22 protein-coding genes are annotated in these 24,466 nt (G+C 65.5%); 11 read left to right on the top strand and 11 right to left on the bottom strand.

Annotation, left to right across the window (positions count from 1 at the left end; all coding sequences use genetic code 11):
- The 5 genes from EIP75_RS24180 to EIP75_RS21130 all read right to left on the bottom strand — a co-directional run.
- Positions 1-1,530, bottom strand: a 1,530-nt coding sequence (locus EIP75_RS24180) for a methyl-accepting chemotaxis protein (protein ID WP_158622938.1), incomplete at its 3' end; no start/stop codon positions are given.
- A gap of 56 nt (positions 1,531-1,586) precedes the next feature.
- The gene (locus EIP75_RS21145) at positions 1,587-3,788 is read right to left on the bottom strand and encodes a chemotaxis protein CheA (protein ID WP_125245185.1); all 2,202 of its coding nucleotides are present in this window, start codon (positions 3,786-3,788) and stop codon (positions 1,587-1,589) included.
- Complete coding sequence (locus tag EIP75_RS21140) at positions 3,785-4,108, bottom strand: STAS domain-containing protein (protein ID WP_125245184.1); 324 nt, start codon at positions 4,106-4,108, stop codon at positions 3,785-3,787. Before EIP75_RS21140 ends, EIP75_RS21145 begins: the two co-directional genes overlap by 4 nt.
- Positions 4,105-4,473 (bottom strand): response regulator, encoded by a 369-nt coding sequence (locus EIP75_RS21135; RefSeq protein ID WP_125245183.1) that lies wholly within the window; start codon positions 4,471-4,473, stop codon positions 4,105-4,107. The genes EIP75_RS21140 and EIP75_RS21135 overlap by 4 nt, the downstream gene beginning before the upstream one ends.
- A 10-nt stretch (positions 4,474-4,483) precedes the next feature.
- Complete coding sequence (locus EIP75_RS21130) at positions 4,484-5,533, bottom strand: methyl-accepting chemotaxis protein (RefSeq protein WP_158622937.1); 1,050 nt, start codon at positions 5,531-5,533, stop codon at positions 4,484-4,486.
- A 410-nt stretch (positions 5,534-5,943) separates the two neighbouring features.
- Here EIP75_RS21130 and EIP75_RS21125 point away from each other — a divergent pair, with 410 nt between their 5' ends.
- From EIP75_RS21125 to EIP75_RS21110, 4 genes are all read left to right on the top strand, one after another.
- Positions 5,944-6,951 (top strand): AraC family transcriptional regulator, encoded by a 1,008-nt coding sequence (locus tag EIP75_RS21125; protein ID WP_125245181.1) that lies wholly within the window; start codon positions 5,944-5,946, stop codon positions 6,949-6,951.
- A 34-nt stretch (positions 6,952-6,985) separates the two neighbouring features.
- Positions 6,986-8,041: an AraC family transcriptional regulator gene (locus tag EIP75_RS21120; RefSeq protein ID WP_125245180.1), complete on the top strand. Its 1,056-nt coding sequence runs from the start codon at positions 6,986-6,988 to the stop codon at positions 8,039-8,041.
- A gap of 130 nt (positions 8,042-8,171) precedes the next feature.
- Positions 8,172-8,780, top strand: coding sequence for a hypothetical protein (locus EIP75_RS21115; RefSeq protein WP_125245179.1), 609 nt, complete (start codon positions 8,172-8,174; stop codon positions 8,778-8,780).
- 66 nt (positions 8,781-8,846) lie between these two features.
- On the top strand, positions 8,847-10,403 hold the full coding sequence (locus EIP75_RS21110; protein WP_158622936.1) for an RCC1 domain-containing protein: 1,557 nt from the start codon (positions 8,847-8,849) through the stop codon (positions 10,401-10,403).
- Between the two features lie 41 nt (positions 10,404-10,444).
- Here the strand turns inward: EIP75_RS21110 and EIP75_RS21105 are convergent, their stop codons facing one another.
- The 3 genes from EIP75_RS21105 to EIP75_RS21095 all read right to left on the bottom strand — a co-directional run bounded on the left by EIP75_RS21105 (position 10,445) and on the right by EIP75_RS21095 (position 13,811).
- Positions 10,445-11,545, bottom strand: coding sequence for an amidohydrolase family protein (locus tag EIP75_RS21105; protein ID WP_158622935.1), 1,101 nt, complete (start codon positions 11,543-11,545; stop codon positions 10,445-10,447).
- A gap of 78 nt (positions 11,546-11,623) precedes the next feature.
- Positions 11,624-12,601 carry a fumarylacetoacetate hydrolase family protein gene (locus EIP75_RS21100; protein WP_125245176.1) on the bottom strand — a complete coding sequence of 326 codons (978 nt, stop codon included), beginning with the start codon at positions 12,599-12,601 and terminating at the stop codon, positions 11,624-11,626.
- A gap of 208 nt (positions 12,602-12,809) precedes the next feature.
- Complete coding sequence (locus EIP75_RS21095; RefSeq protein WP_125245175.1) at positions 12,810-13,811, bottom strand: phytanoyl-CoA dioxygenase family protein; 1,002 nt, start codon at positions 13,809-13,811, stop codon at positions 12,810-12,812.
- Positions 13,812-13,948: 137 nt separating this feature from the next.
- Between EIP75_RS21095 and EIP75_RS21090 the strand changes: the two genes are divergently transcribed.
- A complete protein-coding gene (locus tag EIP75_RS21090; RefSeq protein WP_125245174.1) occupies positions 13,949-14,689 on the top strand; it encodes a TetR/AcrR family transcriptional regulator in 741 nt (246 codons plus the stop codon).
- Between the two features lie 77 nt (positions 14,690-14,766).
- Here EIP75_RS21090 and EIP75_RS21085 read toward each other — a convergent pair whose 3' ends face one another.
- Together EIP75_RS21085 and EIP75_RS21080 are read right to left on the bottom strand one after the other, a co-directional pair.
- Positions 14,767-15,561 (bottom strand): SDR family oxidoreductase, encoded by a 795-nt coding sequence (locus tag EIP75_RS21085; protein ID WP_125245173.1) that lies wholly within the window; start codon positions 15,559-15,561, stop codon positions 14,767-14,769.
- A gap of 24 nt (positions 15,562-15,585) precedes the next feature.
- Positions 15,586-16,272 (bottom strand): TetR/AcrR family transcriptional regulator, encoded by a 687-nt coding sequence (locus tag EIP75_RS21080; RefSeq protein WP_125245172.1) that lies wholly within the window; start codon positions 16,270-16,272, stop codon positions 15,586-15,588.
- 118 nt (positions 16,273-16,390) lie between these two features.
- Here EIP75_RS21080 and EIP75_RS21075 point away from each other — a divergent pair, with 118 nt between their 5' ends.
- The 4 genes from EIP75_RS21075 to EIP75_RS21060 all read left to right on the top strand — a co-directional run bounded on the left by EIP75_RS21075 (position 16,391) and on the right by EIP75_RS21060 (position 21,216).
- A complete protein-coding gene (locus EIP75_RS21075) occupies positions 16,391-17,530 on the top strand; it encodes a VOC family protein (RefSeq protein WP_125245171.1) in 1,140 nt (379 codons plus the stop codon).
- Between the two features lie 45 nt (positions 17,531-17,575).
- Positions 17,576-18,538, top strand: a complete 963-nt coding sequence (locus tag EIP75_RS21070; protein WP_125245170.1) for a fumarylacetoacetate hydrolase family protein — start codon at positions 17,576-17,578, stop codon at positions 18,536-18,538.
- A gap of 68 nt (positions 18,539-18,606) precedes the next feature.
- Complete coding sequence (locus tag EIP75_RS21065; RefSeq protein WP_158622934.1) at positions 18,607-19,572, top strand: alcohol dehydrogenase catalytic domain-containing protein; 966 nt, start codon at positions 18,607-18,609, stop codon at positions 19,570-19,572.
- Between the two features lie 18 nt (positions 19,573-19,590).
- A complete protein-coding gene (locus EIP75_RS21060) occupies positions 19,591-21,216 on the top strand; it encodes a bifunctional 3-(3-hydroxy-phenyl)propionate/3-hydroxycinnamic acid hydroxylase (protein WP_125245168.1) in 1,626 nt (541 codons plus the stop codon).
- Positions 21,217-21,243: 27 nt separating this feature from the next.
- Here EIP75_RS21060 and EIP75_RS21055 read toward each other — a convergent pair whose 3' ends face one another.
- Positions 21,244-21,885: a hypothetical protein gene (locus EIP75_RS21055; RefSeq protein WP_125245167.1), complete on the bottom strand. Its 642-nt coding sequence runs from the start codon at positions 21,883-21,885 to the stop codon at positions 21,244-21,246.
- A 380-nt stretch (positions 21,886-22,265) separates the two neighbouring features.
- Here EIP75_RS21055 and EIP75_RS21050 point away from each other — a divergent pair, with 380 nt between their 5' ends.
- On the top strand, positions 22,266-23,312 hold the full coding sequence (locus tag EIP75_RS21050) for a GGDEF domain-containing protein (protein WP_158622933.1): 1,047 nt from the start codon (positions 22,266-22,268) through the stop codon (positions 23,310-23,312).
- Positions 23,313-23,342: 30 nt separating this feature from the next.
- Positions 23,343-24,446: a diguanylate cyclase gene (locus EIP75_RS21045; protein WP_125245165.1), complete on the top strand. Its 1,104-nt coding sequence runs from the start codon at positions 23,343-23,345 to the stop codon at positions 24,444-24,446.
- Positions 24,447-24,466: the final 20 nt, after the last annotated feature.

Raw genomic sequence — 24,466 nt, 5'->3', positions numbered from 1 at the left:
CTCGGCCGCCACCACCGCGAAGCCCTTGCCGTGCTCGCCGGCTCGTGCCGCCTCGATGGCGGCGTTGAGCGCCAGCAGGTTGGTCTGGTAGGCGATGTCGTCGATGATGCCGATCTTCTGGGCGATCTGCTTCATGGCGGCCACGGTGGCCTTGACCGCCTCGCCGCCTTCGGTGGCCTCGGACGCGGCCTTGGTGGCCATGCCGTCCGTCACCTTGGCGTTCTCGGTGTTCTGCGAAATCGAAGCGGTCATCTGCTCGATCGAGGCGCTGGTCTCTTCCACACCGGCGGCCTGTTCGCTGGCGGCCTGGCTCAGCGACTGGGCCGTGGCGTTCACCTCGTCGGAGGCCCCGGCCAGGGCATCCGCTCCGTGGTTGACTTCGCTCACCACCTCGACGAGCTTGGCCACCGTGTCGTTGATGCATTCGCACAGGGCCTTGAGCTGTCCCTCGAAGTCGGTCCTTGCCGATCGGGTGAGGTCGCCGTGAGCCATGGCCTTGAGGACATCGCTCACTTCGTTGACAGGGGCCACGATGGCATCGAGGGTGCTGTTGATGCCCTGAACGATCTTGCGGAAGTCCCCATGGTGCTGTTGTGCATCGACGCGCACCTCCAGGCGACCTTGACGTGCGGCCTGCGACAGCAGTTCCGTGTCCACGATCAGTGCCTTCAGGTTGGCGCGTACCTGCTCGATGGTCTCGTTGATGAAGACCTTTTTGCCGGGAAAGGTGTCCAGGGGTTCATTGAAGTTGCCGCGGCCAAACTCTGCAATGCACGCCATCGCCTTCTTCTTGACCGCGATGTGGCCGGCCACCATCTGGTTGATGCCATCGGCCATGGTGCGGAAGTCGCCGTCGAAGCGTGCCGCGTCGATGACCACGTCGATGTCTCCCTTGTCGTGCTCGGACGACATGCGGTTCATCTCTGCGATCAGGCCCGTGAGGTTGCGGCGCACCTGCTCGATGGTGTCGTTGATGAACGCCTTCTTGCCCGGGAATGCCTCCAGCGGGGCGTTGAAGTTGCCACGTCCGAACTCGGCAACGCACGCCATGGCCTTCTTCTTCACGGCGATGTGCCCGGCCACCATCTGGTTGATGCCCAGGGCCATGCGAAGGAACTCGCCCGACTGGCCGTGGGTGTCGATCACGATGTCGATGTCTCCGGCGTCATGGGCCTTCGACATGCGGATCAGTTCCTGGCTCATCAGCGCGAGATTGCTTCGCAGCTCGTGTTGAGCCCGCAGCAACTGGCCGATTTCATCGCCGCCCGACGCATGGGCCAAGGCGGGTTGGAGATCGCCTTGCGCCAGACGCTCGACACCCGCGATGGCCGCGGCCAGTGGCGTGGTGATGCCCCGGCTCAGCCAGATGGCCAGGGCCGCGGTCACGAGCAGGGCGAGCCCGCTCAATGCCCCGGCCATGGCCGCCGGGATCCACTGCGCCTGCAGCAGCAGCCAGGGCAGGGTCAGGAGGATGGCCGAGGTGGCGAAGGCAAGCCCCAGCCGTCCGGCGATGCGGGTGTTGTTGAACATGAGAGGTACTCCTGGGGAGACTGAACGAGCGTGGTGGGAAAGAAGGCCTGCGGGCTTCAGAGAGGCTCCTGGGCGGGCTCGGCCCCCTCGGTGTGAGCTGGGGTGGTGGTCACCGCCTGCCTGGCCAGGGCGGGCACATCCAGGATCAGGGCGACATGGCCGCTGCCCAGGATGCTCGAGCCGCTGATGCCACGCAGATGGGCGAACATGCTGGCCAGCGGCTTGATGACGGTCTGGGCCTCGCCCAGCAACTGATCGACGATCAGGCCGAAGCGCTGGCCGCCCTGCTTGACCACCACCATGCTCTGGCGCGTGGAGGGTTGCCCGTCCACCTTGAACAAGGCGCGCAGGCGTATGAAGGGCAGCACCTGCCCGCGCAGCTCCGCATAGTCGTGGCTGCTGTCGGCACGGAACTCGATGCACTCTTCGACGGCGTCCAGCGGCAGCACGAACACCGAGCCGCCCACCGCCACCTGGAAGCCATTGATGATGGCCAGCGTCAGCGGCAGGCGCACCGTCACCTTGGTACCCAGGCCGGGCCGGCTGTCGATGGCGACAGCGCCGCGCAAGGCCGTGATGTTGCGCTTGACGACGTCCATGCCCACGCCGCGGCCGGACAGGTTGGTCACCTGCTCCGCGGTGGAGAATCCGGGCTCGAAGATCAGGCCATAGATGTCCGTGTCGCTCAGCGGCTTGCCTGCCTCCACCAGGCCGCGCTCGATGGCCTTGGCCAGGATCTTGTCGCGGGGCAGTCCGCCGCCATCGTCCGACACCTCGATCACGATGCTGCCGGAGTCGTGGAAGGCGTTCAAGGAAACCGTACCGCGCGAATCCTTGCCCCGCTCGGCACGCACGGCGGCCGGCTCGATGCCGTGGTCCATGCTGTTGCGGATCAGATGGGTCAGGGGGTCGGCGATCTTCTCGACGACGGTCTTGTCCAGCTCGGTGTCCTCGCCCTGGATGTGCAGTGCGATGTCCTTGCCGATCTCGCGGGAGACGTCGTGCACCACACGCTGGAACCGATTGAACGTGGCACCGATCTTGACCATGCGCAGCTGCAGCGCGCTGTCGCGCACCTCCTGCACCAGGCCGTTCAGTGTGGAGTGGGCCTCATGCAGCGAAGCGCTCTGGAGGCTGCGGCCTGCCAGGCTGGCCGTGGCCGTCGCGGTGATCAGTTCTCCCACCAGGTCCACCAGCCGATCGAGCTTGTCCGCATCGACACGCACCGACTGGCTTTCGCCGCCTTTGGTGTCCTTGATCTGCTTTTGCCGCACCAGGGCAGCCTCCACCACGGGCGGCTGCACGCGCCGCTGCTCGACCAGCAACTCGCCCAGCGGGGCCGATGTGCCCTGGCGCTGCAGGCTCAGCGCGTCTTCCAGTTCTCGCGGCGTCAGCGTGCCGCATCGAACGAGGATATCGCCCAGCCGTGTGGCACCACCTTCTCCGGAGGGGGCATGCGACTCGATCAGGTCCAGGTACTCGCCCATGCGGCTGTCGGGCGGCAGGATGCGCACCATGCAGTCGTCCATGACGAATTCGAACGCGCCTTCGATGGCGGCCTTCGATGCCTCGCTGCGCAGCGCGATCTCGAAGCCCAGGTAACACGATTCCGCATCCAGCTCGGCCAGCGATGGCAAGGCATCGGGCAGTGTCACGATGCCGGTGATGTGCCCCAGTTTTCCCAGGTAGCGCAGGAAGGACAGCGGGTCCATGCCGTTGCGCAGCACATCGTGCGAAAAGCGCAGTGAGATGTGCCAATGGTCTGCGGCCCTGGCGCCGCCGCCCCCAAGCACGCGGCCCAAGGGTTGCAGGGCTTCACCGTGCATGGTCAAGGCCTGGGCCGTCGACGGCCCGGGGGCGGCTTCATTCCCAAGGTGGCTGTGAAGCTGCTGGAGCAAGGGCGTGGCCTGGGCGGTCAGATCGTCGCCGGCCGAGGTGCCTCCCTGGGCGGCCACATCGACCAGCTTGCCGATGTGGTCTCCGCATGCCAGCAGCAGCGACACCAGGGCATCGTCGATGGGGATGGCGCCGTCGCGGACCTTGTCCAGAACGCTTTCAGCCACATGCGCGAACTCGACGATGAAGTCCAGTCCGAACAGGCCGGCCGATCCCTTGATCGTGTGGGCCGCACGGAAGATGGCGTTGATGGAGTCGCCGGGATCTTCCTCCGTCAGCACCTGAAGCAGGGCGCTTTCCATGTCGTCGAGCAGTTCGCTGCTTTCGACGATGAACGCCTGCATGGCTTGTTCCATGTTCATCGCGCATGCTCCTCATGGGTGGTCTGCGAGCCCATCACGATCGGATCGCCGAAGAAGCCCGCCAGGTTCATCATCTCGAACACGTCGACGACGGCCGGGCTGTGTCCGGCCAGCACCAGGGAGCCGCCCGTCGCCTCGGCAGCACGCTTGGCGGCCATCAGCAGTTGCACGCCCGCGCTGTCCAGGTCGGTCACCGCCGACAGGTCCATGTCCAGGCGCGTGCCTGGCTGCGAGAGGGCCAGTTGAAGCCGCCTGTGCAGCTCGACAGCCCGGTAGATGGTGATGTCGCCTTCCAGGGCGATGGTGGCGCGCGTCTTCATGGCAGCACCAGCTTTCCAACCGCCGCCAGCAGCGTGGGCGGCTGGAAGGGCTTGACCACCCAGGCCTTCGCGCCGGCCATCTGGCCCTCGCGCTTCTTGGCTTCCTGGCTTTCGGTGGTCAGCATGATCACGGGTGTGAAGCGGTAGTTCGCCAGGGCCTTGACCGTCTTGAGGAAGGTGATGCCGTCCATGTTGGGCATGTTCACGTCGCTGATGATCAGGTGCACCTTCTGGCCGGTGAGCTTGCCGAGCGCATCGCGGCCATCGCAGCCTTCGATCACGTCGTAGCCGGCGCTGCGCAGGGCAATGCCCACGACCTGCCTCACGGAACTGGAGTCGTCGACGATCAATATGGTCTTCGCCATGGTGGGTCCTTCAGAAAAAAGTGATCTCTTCTTGCGCCTGGGCGGCGGCAGGTGCGGCGGCCTTGTGGCCGCCAGAGGCGTGGATCAGCCGCTCGCTCGCCATGGCGTAGGTGGATTCGAGTTCCTGCAGCAAGACGGCCGATGTCAGCGGGCGCAGGCCCGAGGCCTGGCAGGTCGATGCGTGCTCGTCCATCACGGACGGCAGCTTGCTGATGTTGTCGCGGACGTGCCCGAGGATCTGGCTCACACGGTCCTGGAACTGCAGTTGCACCAACGCTTCATTGACTTCGCCCTGGATCTCGCGGCTTTCGTGGCGCAGGTAGTCGGCAGAGTCGGCCAGGGAGGCCGTGAGGCCCTGGAACTGATCCAGCACACCGCGGATGCGGCCTTCAGCGTCGGACAGGACTTGCTTCTCCTGTTCGGCCGAAGCCTGCGCGGCCAGGCATGTCTGCTCGATGGTCGTGCTGATCTCGGCGATCTTGCCGGTGATGAGTCGGCCGGTTTCTCCTGACAGCTTGGACAGTGAGCGGACTTCTTGCGCCACCTGGGCAAAGCCTCTTCCCCGGTCGCCTGCATGCGCGGCTTCGATGGTCGCGTTGATCGCCAGCAGGTTGGTCTGCTGGGCGATGCGTGAGACGCCGTCCGCCATCTCCCGCAGCTCGCCGATGAAGCCTTGAAGGCTCTGGATCCTGGCCAGCATTTCGGCCTTGCCGTGCATGGCGTCGCGCAGCGAGCCGACCACGCCTTGCAGCTGTGTCTGGCTTTCCTCATAGACCGCTGCGGCCACGGCGTCGCCGCTCCCGCTGGATTGGTGCAAGGTCTGGCTCAGCTTGCCGACGATGCCTGCAAAGCGTTCGCTCAGCGCTGCGATCGCGCTTTCCATCTGACTGCGGGAGGCTTCGATCTGGGCCGACCACACGGGGGCCACGTCAGCGCCGAAGGCTTGCTGCCCCTGCAGCAAGTCGTGGATGTCCTGCCGGTCCTTGCGGCTGCTGTTGACGGCAACGACACCTTCGCGAATGGCCAGCCCGACGAGAACGCTGCCTATCAGCAAGCCCATCCACCGTCCTTGTGACAAAGCCAGGGTGGACAGCCCGCCGAGCAAGGCGATGGCTGGCGCCCCGATCGCTCGATTGATTCTTCTGTCGATTCGTTTCATGGGTGCGCTGGTTGGGCGATGTCGCGTCATCAATGGGCCGTTTGATCGGGCTGGGCGCCAGCGTGATCTCGTCTGGCGCCAGTGATGTTTCGGTGTGATGACAGCCGTGCAGGAGGTCCCAAATGGACACCCATGGTCGGTTTGGTGGCCAATCAGTGCACGCGGTGACGCTGGCCGGTGGGGCGGTGGGTTCCCGCTTGACCAGAAAAAGGGTGTTGCTCGGCCAAACCGTGCGTATGCCCGTGCATGCGTCATATCTCTCCAGCGCGGGAGTTTTATGATGGGCTTGAGCGTTTTGAGAAGTTTTGTTGATGCCCGTCAATCCCCAGATCAGTCCTGCCGTGCTACGACAAGCGGCTGCTGAGTTAGAAGATCGTTCAGGAGACAGCAGCAGCCTCTTTCGCGGGCTGGGGCTGTCGGAACATGCGATCAACGCCGATCTGGATTTCCTGGTGTCGTACCGGCAGGCCAGCGTGGTGCTGCGGCGCGCAATGCGGCTGATGGCCGGCGGGGAACTGGGCTTCAATGTGGGAAGACGGCGCTCTGCGGTCGCCACCGGCCTGGCGGGCCTGGGCTTTCTGGCCTCGAGCAACCTGAACGATGCCTACGGCTTGGTGGCCTCTTATCCCTGGGCATTCGGTTGTCCGCTGCATGTGCACAACCGCTTGGATGCGCAGGGAAATCTGTACACCGAAGCCACGCCGCAGTTCCCGGATCCGGAACTCGACACGTTCTGGATCGAGGAGTTCTTCTGCTCCATGACCGTGCTTGCGAGGGAGTTGCTGGGGCCTGCCTTCAAGCCAGGCAGGCTTGAGTTCAAGGCCGCGCGCCCAGCGCATGCCGCGCGCATGAAGTCGTTCGTGGGTTGCGATGTCCAATACGGGCGCGGTGCCAATCGAATGGTCACAGAGGCAGCTTGCGCCCTGACCATGTCTGTGTCTGCGGACACCGTCGTCAAGCGTTCAGTGCTGGACACGCTCGAGCGTTTCAGGGTGCAACCGAGGCGTTCGGACATCTGCGAAACCGTCGGACAGTTGCTGCGCGAACAGGTGGGGGCGCCACCCACACTCGCGCAGCTGGCCACCTTGCTGAACACCAGCGAACGCACGCTGAGACGAAAGCTTGTGGAGCAGTCCACGAGCTACCACCAATTGCTCGATGGTGCCCGCAGGGACCAGGTCATCGCGCTGCTTCGCGATACATCGATCCCCATCAATGAAGTGAGTGCGTCCCTGGGGTTTTCCGATGTGCGCAACTTCCGACGTGCGGTCAAACGCTGGACCGGACAGGCCCCAACCTCCGTGAGAAAGCAGACATAGCGGCCTGCCTGTGCGGGGCTGTTCCATCGCAAGCATGTTCGACATTCCGATCCCGGATCAGTCCGGTGCCGCCGAGCTCCAAGTCAATCCTTACGTGGCCCGACTGTTTCTCTCTGAATTCAGCATGCGGGGTGGCGATGCCGCTGCGTTGTGCCTGGCGCTGAATTTCTCCTACGCCGATCTGCAGGTCCCGGGCTTTCGCATCTCCTATTTGCAGGCCAGCCATGCCATCAGGCGGGTGCTGACTGCAGTTCAGGATCCGAACGTGGGCTTGCGTCTCGGCATCCAGCGCAACCTGGTCTCCTTCGGGCTGGTGGGTTTCGGCGCGATGGCCGCGCCCACCCTGTGCGATGCGGCCAGGCTCGCCCTTCGATTCCAGGAAGAGGCCGGTTCCCTGCTCATGCTGGATGTCGAGAATGGCGATGATCACGCCGTCGCGCTGGCCATGCCACGGTTCTCCGATGTGGCGATCGAAGCGGCGCTGGTCGATGGGACATTCGCTGCGCTGGTCTCATCGGCACGGCAGATCGTGGGCGTTGACTTCAAGCCCAGAGCGGTGGAGCTGGTGGCCCGGCAACCCATGGACACGGCCTTGTACCAGCAGATCTTTCAATGTCCGGTGCGTTTTGGCTGCATGCGCAACCGGATGCTGGTCGACAACGCCTGGATGCAGAGCAAGGTGAGCAGCGGTGACAGCATGTCGCTGCGCCGCATCGAATCGCATCTGGAAACCGACTCGCCGAGAAAGCCGGAGGCCAACCCCATTGAAGCGGCCATCGAGAGCCGCTTGAGGGAAGACATCCGAAACCCTCCCACCTTGGCGGAACTGGCTGAGGTGTTCGGCATGAGCGAGCGCAACCTGCGCCGCAGGTTGAGCGAGATGGGCCGCTCCTACGGAGACATGCTGGACCAGGCTCGCAAGACCCGCACCTTGGAGTTGATCGCCCACACCCAGCGCACGATGCGGGAGGTCGCTGAAGAAATCGGATTCAACGATCCACGCAGCCTGCGCCGGGCCTTCAAACGCTGGACAGGCAAGACCTTGGCAAGTGCGATGGCCGGTGTCGTGGCCTCCCGCAGTCAACGTTGATTCAGTCGTTTCAGCACCCACCTGGTCGCTCTGGCCGCCAAGGACATCATTGATGTCCGCCCGGTCCCTCCGCCTACCCGATGCCGGGTCGAAATAGGGTTTGCCCCATGAATCAAAGCGGAGAGACTAGATGCCAAGAACCAAGCCAAGCCAACATGCCCAGGTCCGGATCGACAACGTGGTCTGGCTCAATGAGGCCGCGCGGCGCATGCCGCGGCCAGGCGCTCCCCCTCATGCTGGTGCGCAGGACGCTCGCCTGCGGTCCGTCCTGACGGCCGTGGCCGGCCTCGATGCTCTGGAGATGGCGCTGCTGGGCCTGTGTCCTGACGGAAGTCGTGACCATCGCCGCCTCGTCCAGGCGCGGATGGCCGCCGCCAGGAGCCGTCAGGCATTGCACGGGGCAATGCCCACCCTGGCGGCCTTGGAGGTGATGGAGATCCTCCATGTGGTGGGCACGGTGCGCGGCGCCACAACGCTGCGCGCGAAGGCACCCGATCGAGCCCGGATGCAATTCAGGACCATGGAGTCGCGCTGGTTCAGCCGGGCGAGGTGGGGAACTGCGGCCCTGGTGACGGTGCTGATGTCGATCCAATGCGTGGTGGCCGTGCGAGGTGGCGGAACCCATGCATGGAGCGCGCGGCCATTGATGGCATCCTTCCCGGCCAATGTGCCGGTGATGCCAGGCGATGCCCGACAGCACGTTGGCCGTCCTCGGCATACTGAAATCCCCCGCCCTTGAGGCGCCATGGTGAATAAAAGCTCCAGGTTATCCATGACAACTGTCTTTCCGCGTCGCACGTCTTCCATGAAATTGCTGGTGGCCGCATTGCTGGTCCCGTTCACAGGCTGGTCTGTCGCAGGGGCCGGCCCCTGCGGCATCGCCTCTCTGGGCTCGATCACCACGGGTGCCTCCTTGAGCGACGATGGCACCGTGTGGATGTGGGGCTTCCGCAATGCCGGCATCTCCGGCTTGCCCACGAACACACATGCGTACGGCAATGGCAATCCACCGAACCAGGTGGCGTTTCCCGGCGGTGCGTCCATCAAGCAACTGGCCAGCGGGGCTTACCACTTCCTGGCCCTGACGCAGGATGGCCGCGTGTATGGCTGGGGCCAGAGCGGCTATGGCGAAGTGGGGTGCCGCAACACGGCATCCGATCCCTATGTGCGCCCGCCCTGCGAGGTGCCTTTCCCCGGCCTGAAGCCGGGCGACCGGATCGTGCACGTGGCCGCCGGAGAGTATTTTTCGCTGGCCTTGACGCAACAGGGCGATCTGTACACCTGGGGCCATGACCTGTATGGCCAGGGTGGGCGGGGCGATGCCGTGGCCGGCAATGCCGAGGGCCCCGTGTTGAACACGGCACACCCTTCTTATTCGAACGGCACCAAGGTGCCCCGCAACAACGCGTCCATGCAGTTCGTCCCCTACAAGGTGGACCTGGGTGGCGAACAGGCCGTCGTGGCAGGCGCCTGGTACGAGGGTGCGATGGCCATCACCCAGTCGGCCGCCGGTCAGCGCCACGTCTGGGGCTGGGGTGACAACGAAGCTGGTGGCCTGGGCGTGCCCTATGCCTGTGGCGGCACGCCGATCAGGGGCGTGCAGTGTGTGGTGCGTAAGCCTGCGCGCGCCTTGCCGGCATTCGATGCCATCGCATCCGATGTCACCTATGTCTCTGGCGGCAACGCATTCGGCACCGCCTTGTTGCAGGACGCGGCAGGGTCCCGCCTGGTCGGATGGGGCCAGAAGGCCGCCATCGGTCTGGGCACCCGCCCGGACGGCACCCCGGGAGACACGGTCGCCGCCGTGTTGACGCCGCAGCCCATGCGCCTCGTGGATCCGGCCACGGGCGCCGAGTCCCAGCCCGTGCGCTTCTTCTCGCGCTACGTGGGCAACGTGGCCATCGGCACGGACGACCGCCTGTGGGTCTGGGGGCAGGGCGGTGGCAGCGCCTTCCCGCAGATCTACCCGGCCCGCCCGACGCCGCACGGCACGGCCCATACCTTCCCGGCGGATCTGGACCCGGCCTCCGCCCTGCGCTCGAACCAGCGGGGCGCCAAGGTGGTGAACATCGGCGGCACCAAGGAGGTCGTGTACTACCAGATGTCCGATGGCAGCACCTATGGCGTCGGGTACGCCAGTGTCGACAGCCTCAATCCCGTGGGGGTTCCGAACGCCGGCAAGGCCGATCTGGATTACTGGGGCCCGGGCGGCTACGGTGGCAAGGGCACCCTGCACGGCACCGGCAGCCTGGAAAGCATCCGCTTCGGGGGGGTGCGCTTGTCCGCAGGGGGCGTGAACGCCAACGGTGGCTCCTCGGACCTCAGCTGCGGTGGAGATGCGCCGCCACCCCAGTACAACTGAGGTGTCGTGGCGGTCTCCGGTCAGACAGCGTGACCGGCACCCTAGCGGGTGTCCAGGCGCTTGGCCAGGCGCGGCAACTGCGCCAGCGCGTTGCTCCGGTCGACCTGCATGCGCTCTGATGGATTGAAGCTGTCGTTCAGTTCCGGATTCGGGTCGCCCGGCCATTTGAGGGCGTAGACGATGCCCGCGTAGGGATAGTCCGTTCCCAGCAGGATGTGGCTGACCTCGGTCACCTGACGGAGGGCGGCCATGGCGGGCGGTGCAGACGACAAGGCGGTGTCGTAGAAGAGCCTGGAATAGGAGCTGTTTCGGGGGTTCAGGTTCAAGGCCAGCAAGGCGCTGCGGTAAGACAGGAACGGGATGGTGCCGCCCGCATGGGCCAGCTGCCATCGTATGAACGGGTACCGCAGGAAAATGCCCTTGTAGAGCAGGTTGGTCACGGCCCGTGTGGTCTCGAACGGAAAGTCCAGCACGAAGTTGGGCATGGACAACTCGGGGCGCACGGGCGGTGCCACGGGATGGATGAACACGTAGGCGCCCAGCCGGTTCAAGGTGCGCATCAGCGGGTCCAGTCGCGGATCGCCCAGGTAGATGCCCTTGTAGCTGGAGTACAGGCCGATGCCGTCCAGCCCCAGTGTATGGATGGCCCGTTCAGCCTCGGCGCAGGCCGCGGCCACCTCGGCAGGGTCATCGGGATCCCCCAGGGGCAGCGATGCAAAGCCGCCGAAACGGCGGCAGAGCGATGAAGCCGATGGCACCTGGATGAGGGCATCGCGGATGTAGTCATTGACCCGCCTGGCCATCTGCTCCCTCGCGGTGCGATCGGGCAGGAAGGCAAAGCCGGGTTCCGACAGCGACACCACCTGCGCCTGGATGCCGAACTTGTCCATGAAGTTCACGGCGGCCGTGGGCGACCAGGCCGGGATGGGGATGCCGCCATCGCCCTCCACGCCGTGGTCGGCCATCGCCTGACGGTAGAAGTCGGGAATGAGGTGGGCATGGACGTCGATGCGGGACGGCACCGTGCCTGCCCTGGCCACGAGGGGGGCGGCCAGCCCGCCCACCGCTGTGAGCCCCAGCCCCACGGCGGCCTTCATGAGCTGGCGGCGGGGCAGTGTTTTGCTGTGGTGGTCGTTGGCCATGGGTGATCCGTTCAAAATGCGTGCTCGGCACATGAGAACAAATGTACGCATCCATGCTTGGCGCATCCCTGGGGGTTTTCACCCGGGCGTTTCATCCACGACCCTGTTGCGCTGCACGCCCAGGTCGATGGCGCCATCCAGGCTTCGAATCCGTGCTTCGACCAGGTCGCCCGCCTTGAGGTACTGCGTGCGGCCTTCCTGCACCTTGTTGAAGATCGCCCACTTGGTGGCCTCAGGGAGCAGCGCGCCCACACGCTGCTTCAATGGCGAGGGCACGGACAAGGCGCATCCCGCCGGCGTGCCTGTGGACAGCAGGTCGCCCACCAGCAGGTCCTGCACGCCTGACAGCTCGGTCAAGGTTTCGGCCGGGCCGAAGACCAGGTTGGCCGTCGTGTCGTGTTGCCGCACCTGGCCGTTGACGGTCAGCGTCAGCTGCAGCTGGCCCAGATACCCCATGTCCTGTGGTGCCAGCAGGCACAGGAATGGCCCGATGGGGCCGAAGGTGCGAAAGCTCTTGCCCTTGTAGAACTGCGTCTGCGGGATCTGGATGTCGCGCGCTGAGTAATCGTTGACGATGACGAGCCCCGCCACGAACTCATGCAGGTTGGCGCGGGTCACCACCGTCCTGGCCAGCACATCGCGCTTGAGGATCAGGCCCAGTTCGATCTCATAGTCCAGGAACCGCACATGCGCTGGCTTGACCAGATCAGTGTTTGGCGGCGCCATGCAGCTCGTTGCCTTGGTGAAGATCATGTTGTAGGACTTGGCATCCGGGTCCATGCCGGATTCGATCATGTGCTGGCGGTAGTTGGCCCCCTGGCAGAGGAACTGCTGGTTGCGCGTCACGGGCGACAGCACTTGAACCTGCTCCAAGGCCAGCGTGGTCCGGCTTGCGATGCCTGATGATGCGAACTCACGCAAGGCGCCAACCTCATGGCTGCGGATGAAATCAGCGGTCGTGGCGAATTCACCGGGCAGCGGCGTGATGCGGTTCTTGGAGACGACGCCCCATTGAACCCGGCCTTGGTGAGAGAAGCGGAGGGTGTGAACGGCCATGGACGCTGCCTTGGGTGATGGCGTCAATGCAGGTTTGGCGGGCTCACCGCCGAGCGAGCGCGGTGGCGCTGCCGCAGATGGCGCCGGCAGAGACAGGCTTGCCACCACCGCAGCACCTGCCCTGAACGCGCGGCGGCGCGATGGCTCGCCCATCCCGTGGGTTGGTTCGTCTGGTGATGCGCTCATTGGATGTGCTTCGGCATGTCGCTCACTTCGACGGTTTGTCTGCAGGTTTGGCTTCGGAGGGCGTGTTCCATGTCTGACGTGGAATCACCGAACTGGAACCGCTGAGCTGCAGCTTGGCTGCCGACACAACGTTCTGTACCGCAGACGTCAACAGCTTGTGCGTCGTGGGGCTCTCGGGCTGAAGGCGTGCGTTGCGCTCGGCTGGATCGTGGCACGGCAAGATGAGGGGGAAGGCGGCACCCTTCAACGGCCCGCCTTCCTTCGAATCGTGCCGATAGTGGACCGGCATGCGCTTGGCCGAGGGCTGGTAAGTGACATCGTCGCCGGTCCAGCGCAGGGCCAGGGCCCGGCGCCGCCGCGTGCGAGAGGTGTTGCCGTAAGAGCCATGCAAGGTCAAGGGATGGAACATCAGGATGTCGCCGGGCTCCATGTCCCAGTGCAGCAATTCGTACTGGTCCGGATGGGCGTTGATGTCCGGGATGTCATCCATCTTCTCGTCGATGATGGCGGCCACGTAGTCGGGCGACAGCGCCTTGAACCGCTGCGGCCACTTGTGCGAACCCTTGACGTAGAGCAGCCCGCTGTTGTCCTTGTTGACCGGATCAAGAGGAATCCAGAACGAGGTGATCTGTTCGCCGCGAATGGGCCAGAAGCTCAGGTCCTGGTGCCAGGGTGTGGGCGCGTCCGTTCCGGGCTCCTTCACGAACATCTGGTCGTAGAAGAAGCGCACCTCCGTGGACTGCATCAGGGCTTGTGCCCACCGGGCGAAAGGGCCGTAGTAGATCAAATCGCGCAGGACATCGATCCGCTTCCACAGGAAGATGTCCATCTTGTAGCCCTCGACCTTCCTGGACATGAACTTGCCAAGGATGGACTGGTCACCGATCGCGGTTTCAAGCCCTTCTTCGACCATCGCAACCCAGTTCGGATCCAGCGCCTGGCGCAGCATGATGACGCCATCCTCGTCATAGCGGCGGACCTCTTCATCGGTCAGGGTGCGCAAGGGGTGTGCAGGAAAACTCATGGTGCTTCTTTCATAACTGATGTTTTCATCAAATATGATTTCTCCATCATTTTGATGCAATCGCGTTTACCCTGGGGGAGGGCACCATCGCGCCATGGGTGATAGGCTCTGCGCTGCCCAATGCTTGCGAAGTGCACATGCCGCCCGTCGAAAAAGTCCCTGCCGATCAGCGCCGCCTCGATCCGAAGCCGGCCGCCGCTTCCAAGGATCCCCGTGGGGCCAAACGCAAACGTGACACCCGGGTCCGCCTGCTGACCGCGGCGCTGCACCTGATGGCCTACAGGGGTGTGGCCGGTGTCACCATCAACGAAATCACCGAACAAGCCGACGTGGGCTTTGGGTCGTTCTACAACCACTTCGAATCCAAGGACGCCATCCATGGCGCCTTGATCGAAGAGGTGATCAGCCATTTCGCCGTGGCACTGGACAGGCTGGGCGAGCAACTGACCGACCCGGCCGAGAAGATCACGGCGTCCACCCGCTACACACTGCTGCGAGGCGCGTCCGATCCGACATGGGGGCGGTTCGTCTTCCAGACCAACTTCACGCGTGAGAGCATGACGTCGGGCCTGGGCAAGTACCTGCTGCGGGACATTGGCGCGGGCGTGTCCTCGGGTCGGTTCGCCGTCAATGACATGCCTTCCGTGTACATCGCGGTCGGAAGCACCATCCTGGGCGCCTTGGCGGCCATTTCGGAGCAGGCTCAACCCGACAAAGAAGGCGGGCCGGACATGGTGGGAGACGCCAAGGCCCTGTCCGAACGGATCGCGGCCATCCTGCTGACGATCCTCGGTGTGCCCAGTGAGGAAGCGCATCAGATCGCTTGCCGGCCACTGCCCCAGATCGAGCTGCCGGCCAACCCGTTCGCACAGGCTTGACCGAACAGCACCGGTTCAGCCACTGGCAGCGAAGCCCACGATCATGTCGATGGCGCTGTCGGGGTTGCCGCCCATGCTCACACCACGCTCACCTTGCGAACCAGCCGCTCCAGCAAGGCGGGGGACAGCCGGCCCAGGTACACGGCCAGGCGCTCCTTGCCGGCGATGACGATGCGCCCCTTGCCACGCGCCAGGCCATCCACCGCCTTGCGCGCAAAGGCCTCGGCGCTCATGGCCTTGTCCTGCTGTGCGTCGACCTTGCCGTGGGGCGTGCCGTCAGCGGTCAAGGCGGACAGGCTCACGTTGGTGCGCACGAAGCCTGGGCACAGCACCGACACCCGCAGGCCCGCATCATGTACTTCGGCACGCAGGGCATCGTGGAAGCCGATGATGGCGTGCTTGGCCGAGGCATAGGCCGATCGGTAGGGCGTCGCCACCAGGCCAACCACCGAAGACACCGCCACCAGATGGCCCGAGCCTCTGGCCAGCATGTGGGGCAGCACCACCTTCGTCAGCGCCACCGGGCCGAAGAAGTCCAGCTCCATGATCTGCCTGTCCACCTCCACCGGGGTGTCCTTGACCAGGGCGCGCTGGCTCACGCCGGCATTGTTGACGAGCATGTCGATGTGGCCGTAGGTCGACAGCACCGCCGCGGTCTGCTCCCGGAAGCGGCTGTGATCGGTCATGTCCATCGGCAGGACCAGGTGCCTGTCAGGCCGCTCGCAACGGGACTTCACGGCTTCGAGCACATCGGCACGCCGCGCAGACAAGATGAGCAAGGCGCCGCGCCGTGCCAGTTCGTAGGCCATGGCTTCGCCAATGCCGGACGATGCGCCGGTGATCCAGATCACCTTGTTGTGAAAGTCGTTCATGCCAGAGACTTCGGACTCGATGAGTCAAGTGGGTTGGAGGTGCTTGTGCAGCGTGCGCACCAGCAAGGATTCGGGCGGCAGTTGCACGGCATCGATGGGCTTGTCCACCAGCTTGCGGGCGGCGGCGCGCGTCATGCCCAGGCCCAGCAGGATGTGGAAGGTGATCTCTTGCGGGTAGGCCTCCGTCAGGTCGGTGCGCAGGCTGAGGGAGAGCAGCGCCGCACTCGTGGTGCCTGCCACCAGGTCCAGGCCCAGCATGGGATCGGCCACGTTGAAGCGCCCCGTCTCGATGCCTTCCACCAGGTCACGCAGCGGGTTGTCCAGGGCCGGTAGAAGGTCCAGGCTGCGGGTCACACCCAGGCGCGCGATGAAGCGCCCCGCATGCGGGAACTGCCTGGCCGTGTGCAGCACCATGCGCACGCCACAGGCCAGGCGCTCGGCCGGGTCTGGCCGGTTGGCGATGACCATGTCCACCAGGGAGAGCAGTTCATTGACCACCGCCTGCAGCACGGCGGCCATGGCTTCTTCCGTGGTGCGGAAGTAGTTGTAGAAGGTGCCGCGCGAAACCTGTGCCTGCTCGATCAGATCCTCGATGACGGTGGCCTCGACGCCCTTGGTGGAGAAGACCTCCAGGGCCGCTTCGATGAGGCGGGTGCGCATGCGCTCGCGTTTTTCGGCCGCCACGCGGGTGCGGAAATCAGGTGTGCTCATGCCGACAGGGTAACGGGGACACGGTCAGGGAAAACGACAGAAACGTCATAATGACGAATGTGTCATTATTGCTTCGGTTCGCGATCCCGGCAAGCCCGCCCGCTCAGCACAAACACCTATGAGTCACCACAAGGTCTTGAGGGCCCCGCCCGAATACCCGGAAAGCGCCTTGCCTGCGCATGTGCACAAGCTCGCGCGTCCCGCCGCCTTGCAGAAGGCCGGCCAACTGGCTTTTCTTCGCTTCGACAAGGCCGACCTCGACGAGGCGCAGCGCTTCTGGACCGACTTCGGGCTGATCACCGTCTCCCGAACGCCAGACACATTGGTGATGCGCGGTGCGGGCTCGTCCCCGGCCACCCTGATGGCGCGCAGGGCCAGGGTGTCGCGCTATGTGGGAGCCGCCTTCACGGTGGCGCCTGACACCGATTTCGCGCGTCTTCAACGCGACAGCGGTGCGCAGGTCCTGCCGGCCAACGCGGTGCCCGGTGGCGCCCGCGGTGTGAGCCTCACCGACCCCGATGGCCACGACATCTGGCTCATCACCGATTGGGGCACCGTGGACCCCTTGCCCCTGCGCGAGCCCAGGCACCAGCACATGAATGCCGTGGGCCGATCGCCCCGCGTGAACACTACCGTGCGCACCGACATCGAGCCGGCCACCGTGGGGCGCCTGGGCCACGTGGTGTTGCAAACCACCAATTTCCACACCATGGCCGACTGGTACATGCGCCACCTGGGCTTGATTCCCTCGGATGTGCAGTACCTGGAAGACGGCGCCCCTTTCCTGACCTTCTTCCGCCTGGACCTGGGCGACACCCCGGCCGACCACCACACCGTGGTCATCGCCGGAGGGTTGGAAGCCGGCTACGAGCACAGCGCCTGGGAAGTGACCGACCTGGACGCCCTCGGCCAGGGCCAGCAGGTGCTGCGGGTCAATGGGCATGAGCACATGTGGGGCATCGGCCGGCACCTGCTGGGCAGCCAGCTGTTCGACTACTGGCGTGATGGCGATGGCTTCGCTTTCGAGCACTACACAGACGGTGATGTCTTCACGGCCGATCGAGAGCCTCATTACGGGCCGTTCACCACGAGCAGTCTGTGGGCCTGGGGCGATGACGTGCCCGCCAGCATGTTCCCGCCCAAGACGCCCGCCATGCTGTGGCGTGCGATCAAGCTGCTGCGCTCCGGCCGCGTGACCCTGTCTCGCCTCCTGATGATGGGCCGGGTCGTCGACACCCCGGCTCGCCCTTGGAAGTGACACCCAGGCACCCATCCCACCCGTGTTCATTCAAACGAGTCAGACATGTCCACATCACTTGTTCGCTACGCATCGCCCGATGATCCAGGGCAGGCCCGTTGGGGAGTGCTGTTCGATCGGCGCATCGCGCCGCTGCCGGGCACCTATGACACGACCGCAGACCTCATCCGGCACGGACAGGTGGAGGCGCGCGCATTGACGGCTGCGCAAGCCGTGATCGCCATCGACGACGTGACCGTCCTGTCACCGATCACGGCGAACCAGCAGTTCCTCTGCCAGGGCGTCAACTACGGCAGCCATGTGCGTGAATCGGGCATGGACACGGCGAACATGCCCTTCAACACCTTCTTCACCAAGGCCTCGTCCTCGCTCTCGGGCCCGTACGACGACGTCGTGCGGCCTGCCCATGTCAAGCTGCTGGACTATGAGATCGAACTCGGTCTGGTGCTGGGCCGGGACCTGACGACGGGTGTCCAGGTTCAGCCCGACCGTCTGCATGATGTGCTGGCGGGCATCACCATCGTCAATGATGTTTCCGCGCGCGATGTGCAGCTGCCCCAGGGCCAGTTCTACAAGGGCAAGAGCTACCGCACGTTCGGCCCGGCCGGGCCCGTGCTGCTGTTGCTGGAGCCGGCCGAATGGCAGCGCTGGCCCGACCTGCACATGCGCCTGAGCGTCAACGGCCAGGTCCGCCAGGACACCTACTGCCGCGACATGCTGCACCCGCCCCATGCCACTGTCAGCGAGTTCTCGGCCCTGCAGAACCTGCAGGCCGGCGATCTGATCGCAACCGGCACACCCGCCGGTTGCGCGGCCAAGGCGCCGGGCAAGCTGCCGATGTGGGTGGCCCGCCATTTCCTGTCCGAGCCCACCAAGTGGCGGCTGTTCATCAAGGGCGGCCTGCGCAACCCGTTGTACTTGCAGCCCAACGATGTGATGAGCTTGAGCATCCGCACGGACGACGGTGCATTGGACCTGGGGCAGCAGCGCACGGTGGTGGTGGCATGAGTGTCGCCGAGCAACTGTTTTGTCTCGCGCCCGGCCATCCTGCGACATTTGCGCTGCAACTTCGCCATGTGCCACAACCTGGCCCCGGGCAGGTGTTGGTGCGTGTCAAGGGCAGCTCGGTCAACCCCATTGATGCCAAGCGATCCACAGGTTATGGGCGTCGCGTCCTCGCGCTCAAGGGCGCTGCGCGTTTCCCGGCCGTTCTGGGCAATGACTTCGCCGGGGTGGTTCAAGCAACAGGTGCCGGGGTCACCGCTTGCAAGCCGGGAGACCGCGTGTTCGGTCTGGTGCCGACCGGCGCCCACGGTGCGCATGCCAGCCAGGTGCTGGCCGACGCCAGATACCTGAGGGCTGCCCCAGCGAACCATACCCATCAGGAATTGGCCGCACTGCCCTACACCTTCACGACGCTTTGGCTGGCGCTGCGAAGCGTCGGGCTCAACCAGCACAACGCCAAAGACAAGGAAGTGCTGGTCCACGGCGCCTCTGGCGGGTTGGGGCAGCTGTCGCTGCAGGTTCTGAGCCGATGGGGGGCACGGGTCACGGCCGTGTGCAGCACGGCGCATGTCCAGCGGTGCAAGGATCTGGGCGCCACCGTGGTCGTGGACCGAACACGTCGGGCTTTGAGCACCTTGCCAACATGCTACGACGCCACCCTCAACTTCGCGATCTGGCAAGACGAGAGGGCCTTGGTCAGCCGCCTCAAGCCAGGGGCCATGGGCCACGCCACCACGGTGCACCCCCTGCTGGACAGCATGGATGTGCATGGCTGGTTCAAGGGCGGATGGCGGGTCTACCGCGCCTGGTCGGCCATGCGCGGCGCGGCAAGGGCCGCAGGAGGCCGCGGCACACGTTACGCCTGGACCATTTTCCAGCCCAGTACCGAGGCTCTGCATGCCTTGGAAGCGCTGCTGCTCGCCAACGTCGGGCTGCACCTGCCCATCGGCTTGATCATCCCGATCGCACAAGGGGAGCAGGCTTTTGCGCATGTCGCCCAGCAGCGCCCGGGCCGCGCGATCCTCATGCCCGAATGACCGTTGCCTGGAGCACGCATGTCTGACCTACCTTCCGAAGTTGATGTCCTCATCGTGGGGATGGGGCCTGTCGGGGCCGCGCTGGCGCAACTGTTGGGCCGCTATGGCACGAAGGCCCTGGTGATCGACAAGGCCAGGGACATCTTCCTGGCGCCTCGCGCGATCGCGCTGGACAACGAAGCCCTCCGTGTGCTACAGCTGTGCGGTCTCGAAGAGGATGCATTCGACAAAGTGGCCATCCCGGAGGTGCGCATGCGCTCGCCACTGTTCGGGCAGTACAGCCGTGCGGTGACGGCGGGATGTGTGGACGGGCATCCCAAACTGGTGACCTTCTTCCAGCCTCAACTGGAACAGGCGCTGCGAGCCCGCTTGCAAGGCAACCGCCACGTGACGGTCGCGCTGGGCGTGTCCCTGGTATCGCTGAGCCAGGATGACCAGGAGGTGCTGGCCGAGCTGCAGACCGACGATGGCCGCCCGCATCAGGTTCGTGCGCGCTACATGGTGGGCGCCGATGGTGCCAACTCCCTGGTCCGCCGCCTGCTGGGGCAGGAGTTCAAGGGCAAGACCTTTGCGGAGGATTGGCTGGTGGTCGACGCCAAGCACCTGCCCACCCCCATGGACCATGTCGAGTTCATCTGCGATCCGCGCCGGCCCACGCCCCACATGGTGGCGCCGGGTGGGCGTCAACGCTGGGAGTTCAAATTGAACCCCGGTGAGACCCGTGAGCAGATGGAGCATCCAGACATGGTCAGGCGCCTGCTCCAGCCCTGGATCAAGGGCGAGCACGTCGAGATCGAGCGGGTGGCGGTCTATCGCTTCCATGCGCGGGTCGTGGACAAGTTCAAGGTGGGGCGTGTCCTGCTGGTCGGAGATGCCGCCCACATCACGCCCCCGTTCGTCGGGCAGGGCCTGGTGTCCGGCTTGCGCGATGTGGCCAACCTGGCCTGGAAGCTCTCGTGGGTGTGCCATGGCCGGGCCCAGCCGGGCTTGCTGGACAGCTACGATCAGGAGCGCCGCCCCCATGCCAAGGCCATGATCGACCTGGCGAAGATGATGGGCCGTCTCGTCATGCCCAGCAACCAGGTGGCAGCCTTCCTCACGCATGGCGCGATGAGCATGATGACCCGCATTCCCCGGTTCAAGCGCCTGTTCGAGAATCTGGAGATCAAACCGCCCAACCGGTTCAAGGTGGGCTGCTTCGTCAAGCCCTTGCGTGGTGCGCGCCTGCGCCGTGGTGAACAGATGCCGCAGGTGTGGCTCAAGCCTCAAGCGGGTGGTGAGGTGGTGCTGAGCGATGATGTGCTCGGCTCCGGCCTCGCGATGGTGGGTTTCGGGGTCGACCCATCGGCCGGGCTCACGCCGGCATTGAACCAGGCCTGGACGGCCAGTGGTGGCCGCTTCGTCCAGATCAATCCACGTGGACCCATGGCGCGGACGTCCACGCAAAGTCTTTGGGAAGATCTGGGTGGCAATTTGATGCCTTCGTTGGTGCCCGTGGGCTGGCTGGCCATTGTCCGGCCAGACAAGGTCGTGATGAATGATGGTCCCTGCACCGACGCGGCAAGCCTGCTCGCGCAAGCCATGAACCTGTATGTCCGCCGCGCTGGGGAACGCACGGCCATTGTCGCTTCAGCGCACGGATGATGTGAGGGCGTGGGCCCGGCCGCCGCTTCAGGGCAGCGGCAGTGGCGGCCCCAGGCAGGCGTCCAGGCGCGCCAGGTCGACGCAGTCGCTGGCCGGCCGCGCACGGTAGTCGTTGGCCAGCGCCCTCAGGCAGGCCGCACTCTGGTCGGCGCGCCGGTACCAGGCAGAGTTCAGCAGCCGCCGGTCGCCCGACCGGGCCGCCAGCGCGAGGCCCACCTCGTGGTGTTGCGCCACATCGAGCGCCAGGTCGCGGGCGAAGTACCGGTTGTCGAGCGGGCAGGCCTTGGCGGCCGAACGCTGCGCCCGCTGCACGCTGAGCACATCGCGCCAGTGGCTGTCGCCGCTCATCACGTAGGCGTGTGCGCTGGGCGCGTTGGGGTAGGCGTTGCTGTAGGCCTGCCAGGCGGCGACATGGTCGTGGCGACGGTAGGCCCGGTCTCCTGCCTGGTTCAGCGCGCTGGCCGCCTGGCGGTCTTGCGCAGACGGCACGGGCTGGCTGGAAAGGATGTCCAGGATGCGGGTGGTGTCGGGCAACGGGGCACGTGGTGCCGTGGAGGAGGCTTGCTCCGCGCTCTGCCTGGTCTTCGCTGCAGGCCAGATCACCAGGCTGATGGCGAGCGTGGCGGCCAGGCCGGCCACGGCCAGGCCTGTGAACGCACCTCTGTCCATGCCGGCACTCATTTCGCGCGCTCCGGTTTGCCCTTGACCGTGAGTTCGGCCACGTGTGTGCCATCGTGGCCGCGAGGCTGGACCAGTTCTCCAGTGGCGGGAACCCGTCCTGCTGGCATGAGCGTGGCTCCTGCGATGGATGTGTCCGCCATTATCAACAAGACGGGGTGGCCGCGCCCAGGGTCCTCCCTGATTCAAGCCAGGCCTCATCCGGCCGATATCCGTGGCATCAGAAGTCCCGCTGCGGGTGTCCTGCATCACCAGGACAGGTGTGCACGGCGCATCGGGTATCGAGGACGACTACACAGACACACCGACACATGGCCGAAATCCCAAGGGCTTACCCTGGCGGCGCTTCTCCGCCTTCCGAATCGGGGGGGATGCATGCCGACGCGCTGCGCATCCTGCTCAAGGGCATCGCCGTCGTCGCGGCGCTCACCCACGTCGCCTTCCTCAGCCTGTTCCACTGGGCCGGGGTGGATGCCCTGGCCCTCGTCAACGTCGGCAGCGTGCTGTGTTACGTGTGGACCTTCTGGCTGGCCCACCAGGGCCGCATCGGCCTGTGCTGGGCGGTCACCGCGCTGGAGGTGGTGGCCCATGCCATCCTGGCCGTCTGCGTGATCGGCCTGGCCTCGGGGTTTCACTTCTACATCCTGCTGGTGATCCCGGTGGCGGTGATCACCAACTTCCGCTCGCTGGCGATCAAGGTGATGCTCGTCTCGATCCTGACCATGGTCTACCTGGGCATGGACATGCTGCTGCTGCGCCGCCCGCCCATGGTCGCCCTGCCCACCACGGTGATCGACGGCCTGCACTATTTCAACGTGCTGGGCACCGTGCTGATCCTCATCTTCCTGGCGGCCTACTACCATTACCTGATCACCAAGGCCGAGGCCAACCTGCGCGCCATGGCCACCACCGACCCGCTCACGCAGCTCATCAACCGCCGCGCCGTGATCGAGGCCATCCGCGAGGAAGAGCACCGCGTCCAGCGCGCCAACACGCAGATGTCCTTCGTGCTGTGCGATCTGGACCATTTCAAGCTGGTCAACGACACTTACGGCCATGACGCTGGCGACGAAGTGCTCAAGGCCGTCAGCCGCGTATTGAGCGACGGCGTGCGCGAGGTGGACCACCTGGCCCGCTGGGGCGGCGAAGAGTTTCTGCTGGTGCTGCCGGGCGCCGGCACACAGGAGGCCGAACTGGTGGCCGAGCGCCTGCGCCAGCGCATCGAGGCCCTGCGCGTGAAGGTGGGCCACCAGGAGCTGCACATCAGCATGACCTTCGGCGTGAGTGCGCGACACCCTGGCGAAACTTCTGAGAACAGCATTTCCCGCGCGGACCAGGCCCTGTACGAGGGCAAGCATGCCGGCCGCAACCGTGTCGTGCTTGGTTCCCTGGCGCCCACGACGGCGCTGCAGGGCTGACGCCACCTGCGTTGGCCAAGGACCTCCCACGTGCCCCGCTGGCGCCTTCCCTCATTACCGCGCTCACGCATCGCGGGGGTGTCGAGCGCCGAGGCCTTCCGTGTCCTGCTGATGGGCACCACGGTGCTGGCGGGCCTCACGCATGGCTCTTTCAGCCTGCTGTTCTGGCTGTCCGGCGTGTCGCTGCTGGCCTGGGTGAACGTGGCCAGCGTGCTGTTGTACGGGCTGTGCTTCCGGCTGCTGGCACAGCGCCGCATGCTGGCAGGCCTGCTGCTGATGGGCACGGAGGTGATGGGCCACGCCGCGCTGGCTGTCGTCCTGCTGGGCTGGGACAGCGGCTTTCACTACTACTTCCTGCTGGTGGTGCCGGTGGCCCTGGTCAGCACCGAAACGCGTGAATGGATCAAGTGGGCCTTCGCGCTGGGCGTGATGGCGGGCTACGTGATGCTCGATCTGCTGTGCCGCCATGCCGTGCCGCCCTATGCGCTCAGCCCGGGCGTGCTCAACGGCCTGCACTACTTCAACATCGTGTCGGCCCTGGTGATCCTGGCTTTCCTGGCCTCCACCTACTTCCGGCTGGTGGCGCGCGCCGAGGCCCGGCTGCGCGAACTGGCCACCACCGACCCGCTCACCAGCCTGCTGAACCGCCGCGCGCTGCGGGAACGGATCACGCTGGAAGACAAGCGCCAGCAGCGCGAGGCCCGTCCGCTGTCCTTCGTGCTGGCCGACCTGGACCACTTCAAGGCCATCAACGACCAGCACGGGCATGAGGTGGGCGATCAGGTGCTGGTGCAGGTGGCCGGTGCGCTGGCCCACGGGGTTCGCGATGTGGACCACCTGGCCCGCTGGGGCGGTGAAGAATTCCTGGTCGTGCTGCCCGACACCGACGAAGCCACGGCGGCGCAGGTGGCCGAGCGGCTGCGCCTGGCGGTGGCCGACCTGCCGCGGCCCGGCGGCGGCAGCGTGCGCGGCCTTACCCTGTCCTTGGGCGTGGCCCAGCGCGCCGATGCCGAATCCACCGACCAGGCCATCTCCCGTGCCGACCAGGCCCTGTACGCCGGCAAGCGGGCCGGCCGCAACCGGGTGGTGCGCGCAGGCAGCCTGCCGCCGGCCACCCCAGGCGATCAGGCATGAAAAAGGCCCGCACGGGGCGG

Source organism: Aquabacterium soli (genome assembly GCF_003933735.1).
GTDB classification, from domain to species: domain Bacteria; phylum Pseudomonadota; class Gammaproteobacteria; order Burkholderiales; family Burkholderiaceae_C; genus Aquabacterium; species Aquabacterium soli.
Note: the sequence above shows the minus strand (reverse complement) of the source record. Positions and strands in the feature narration are given on the sequence as shown.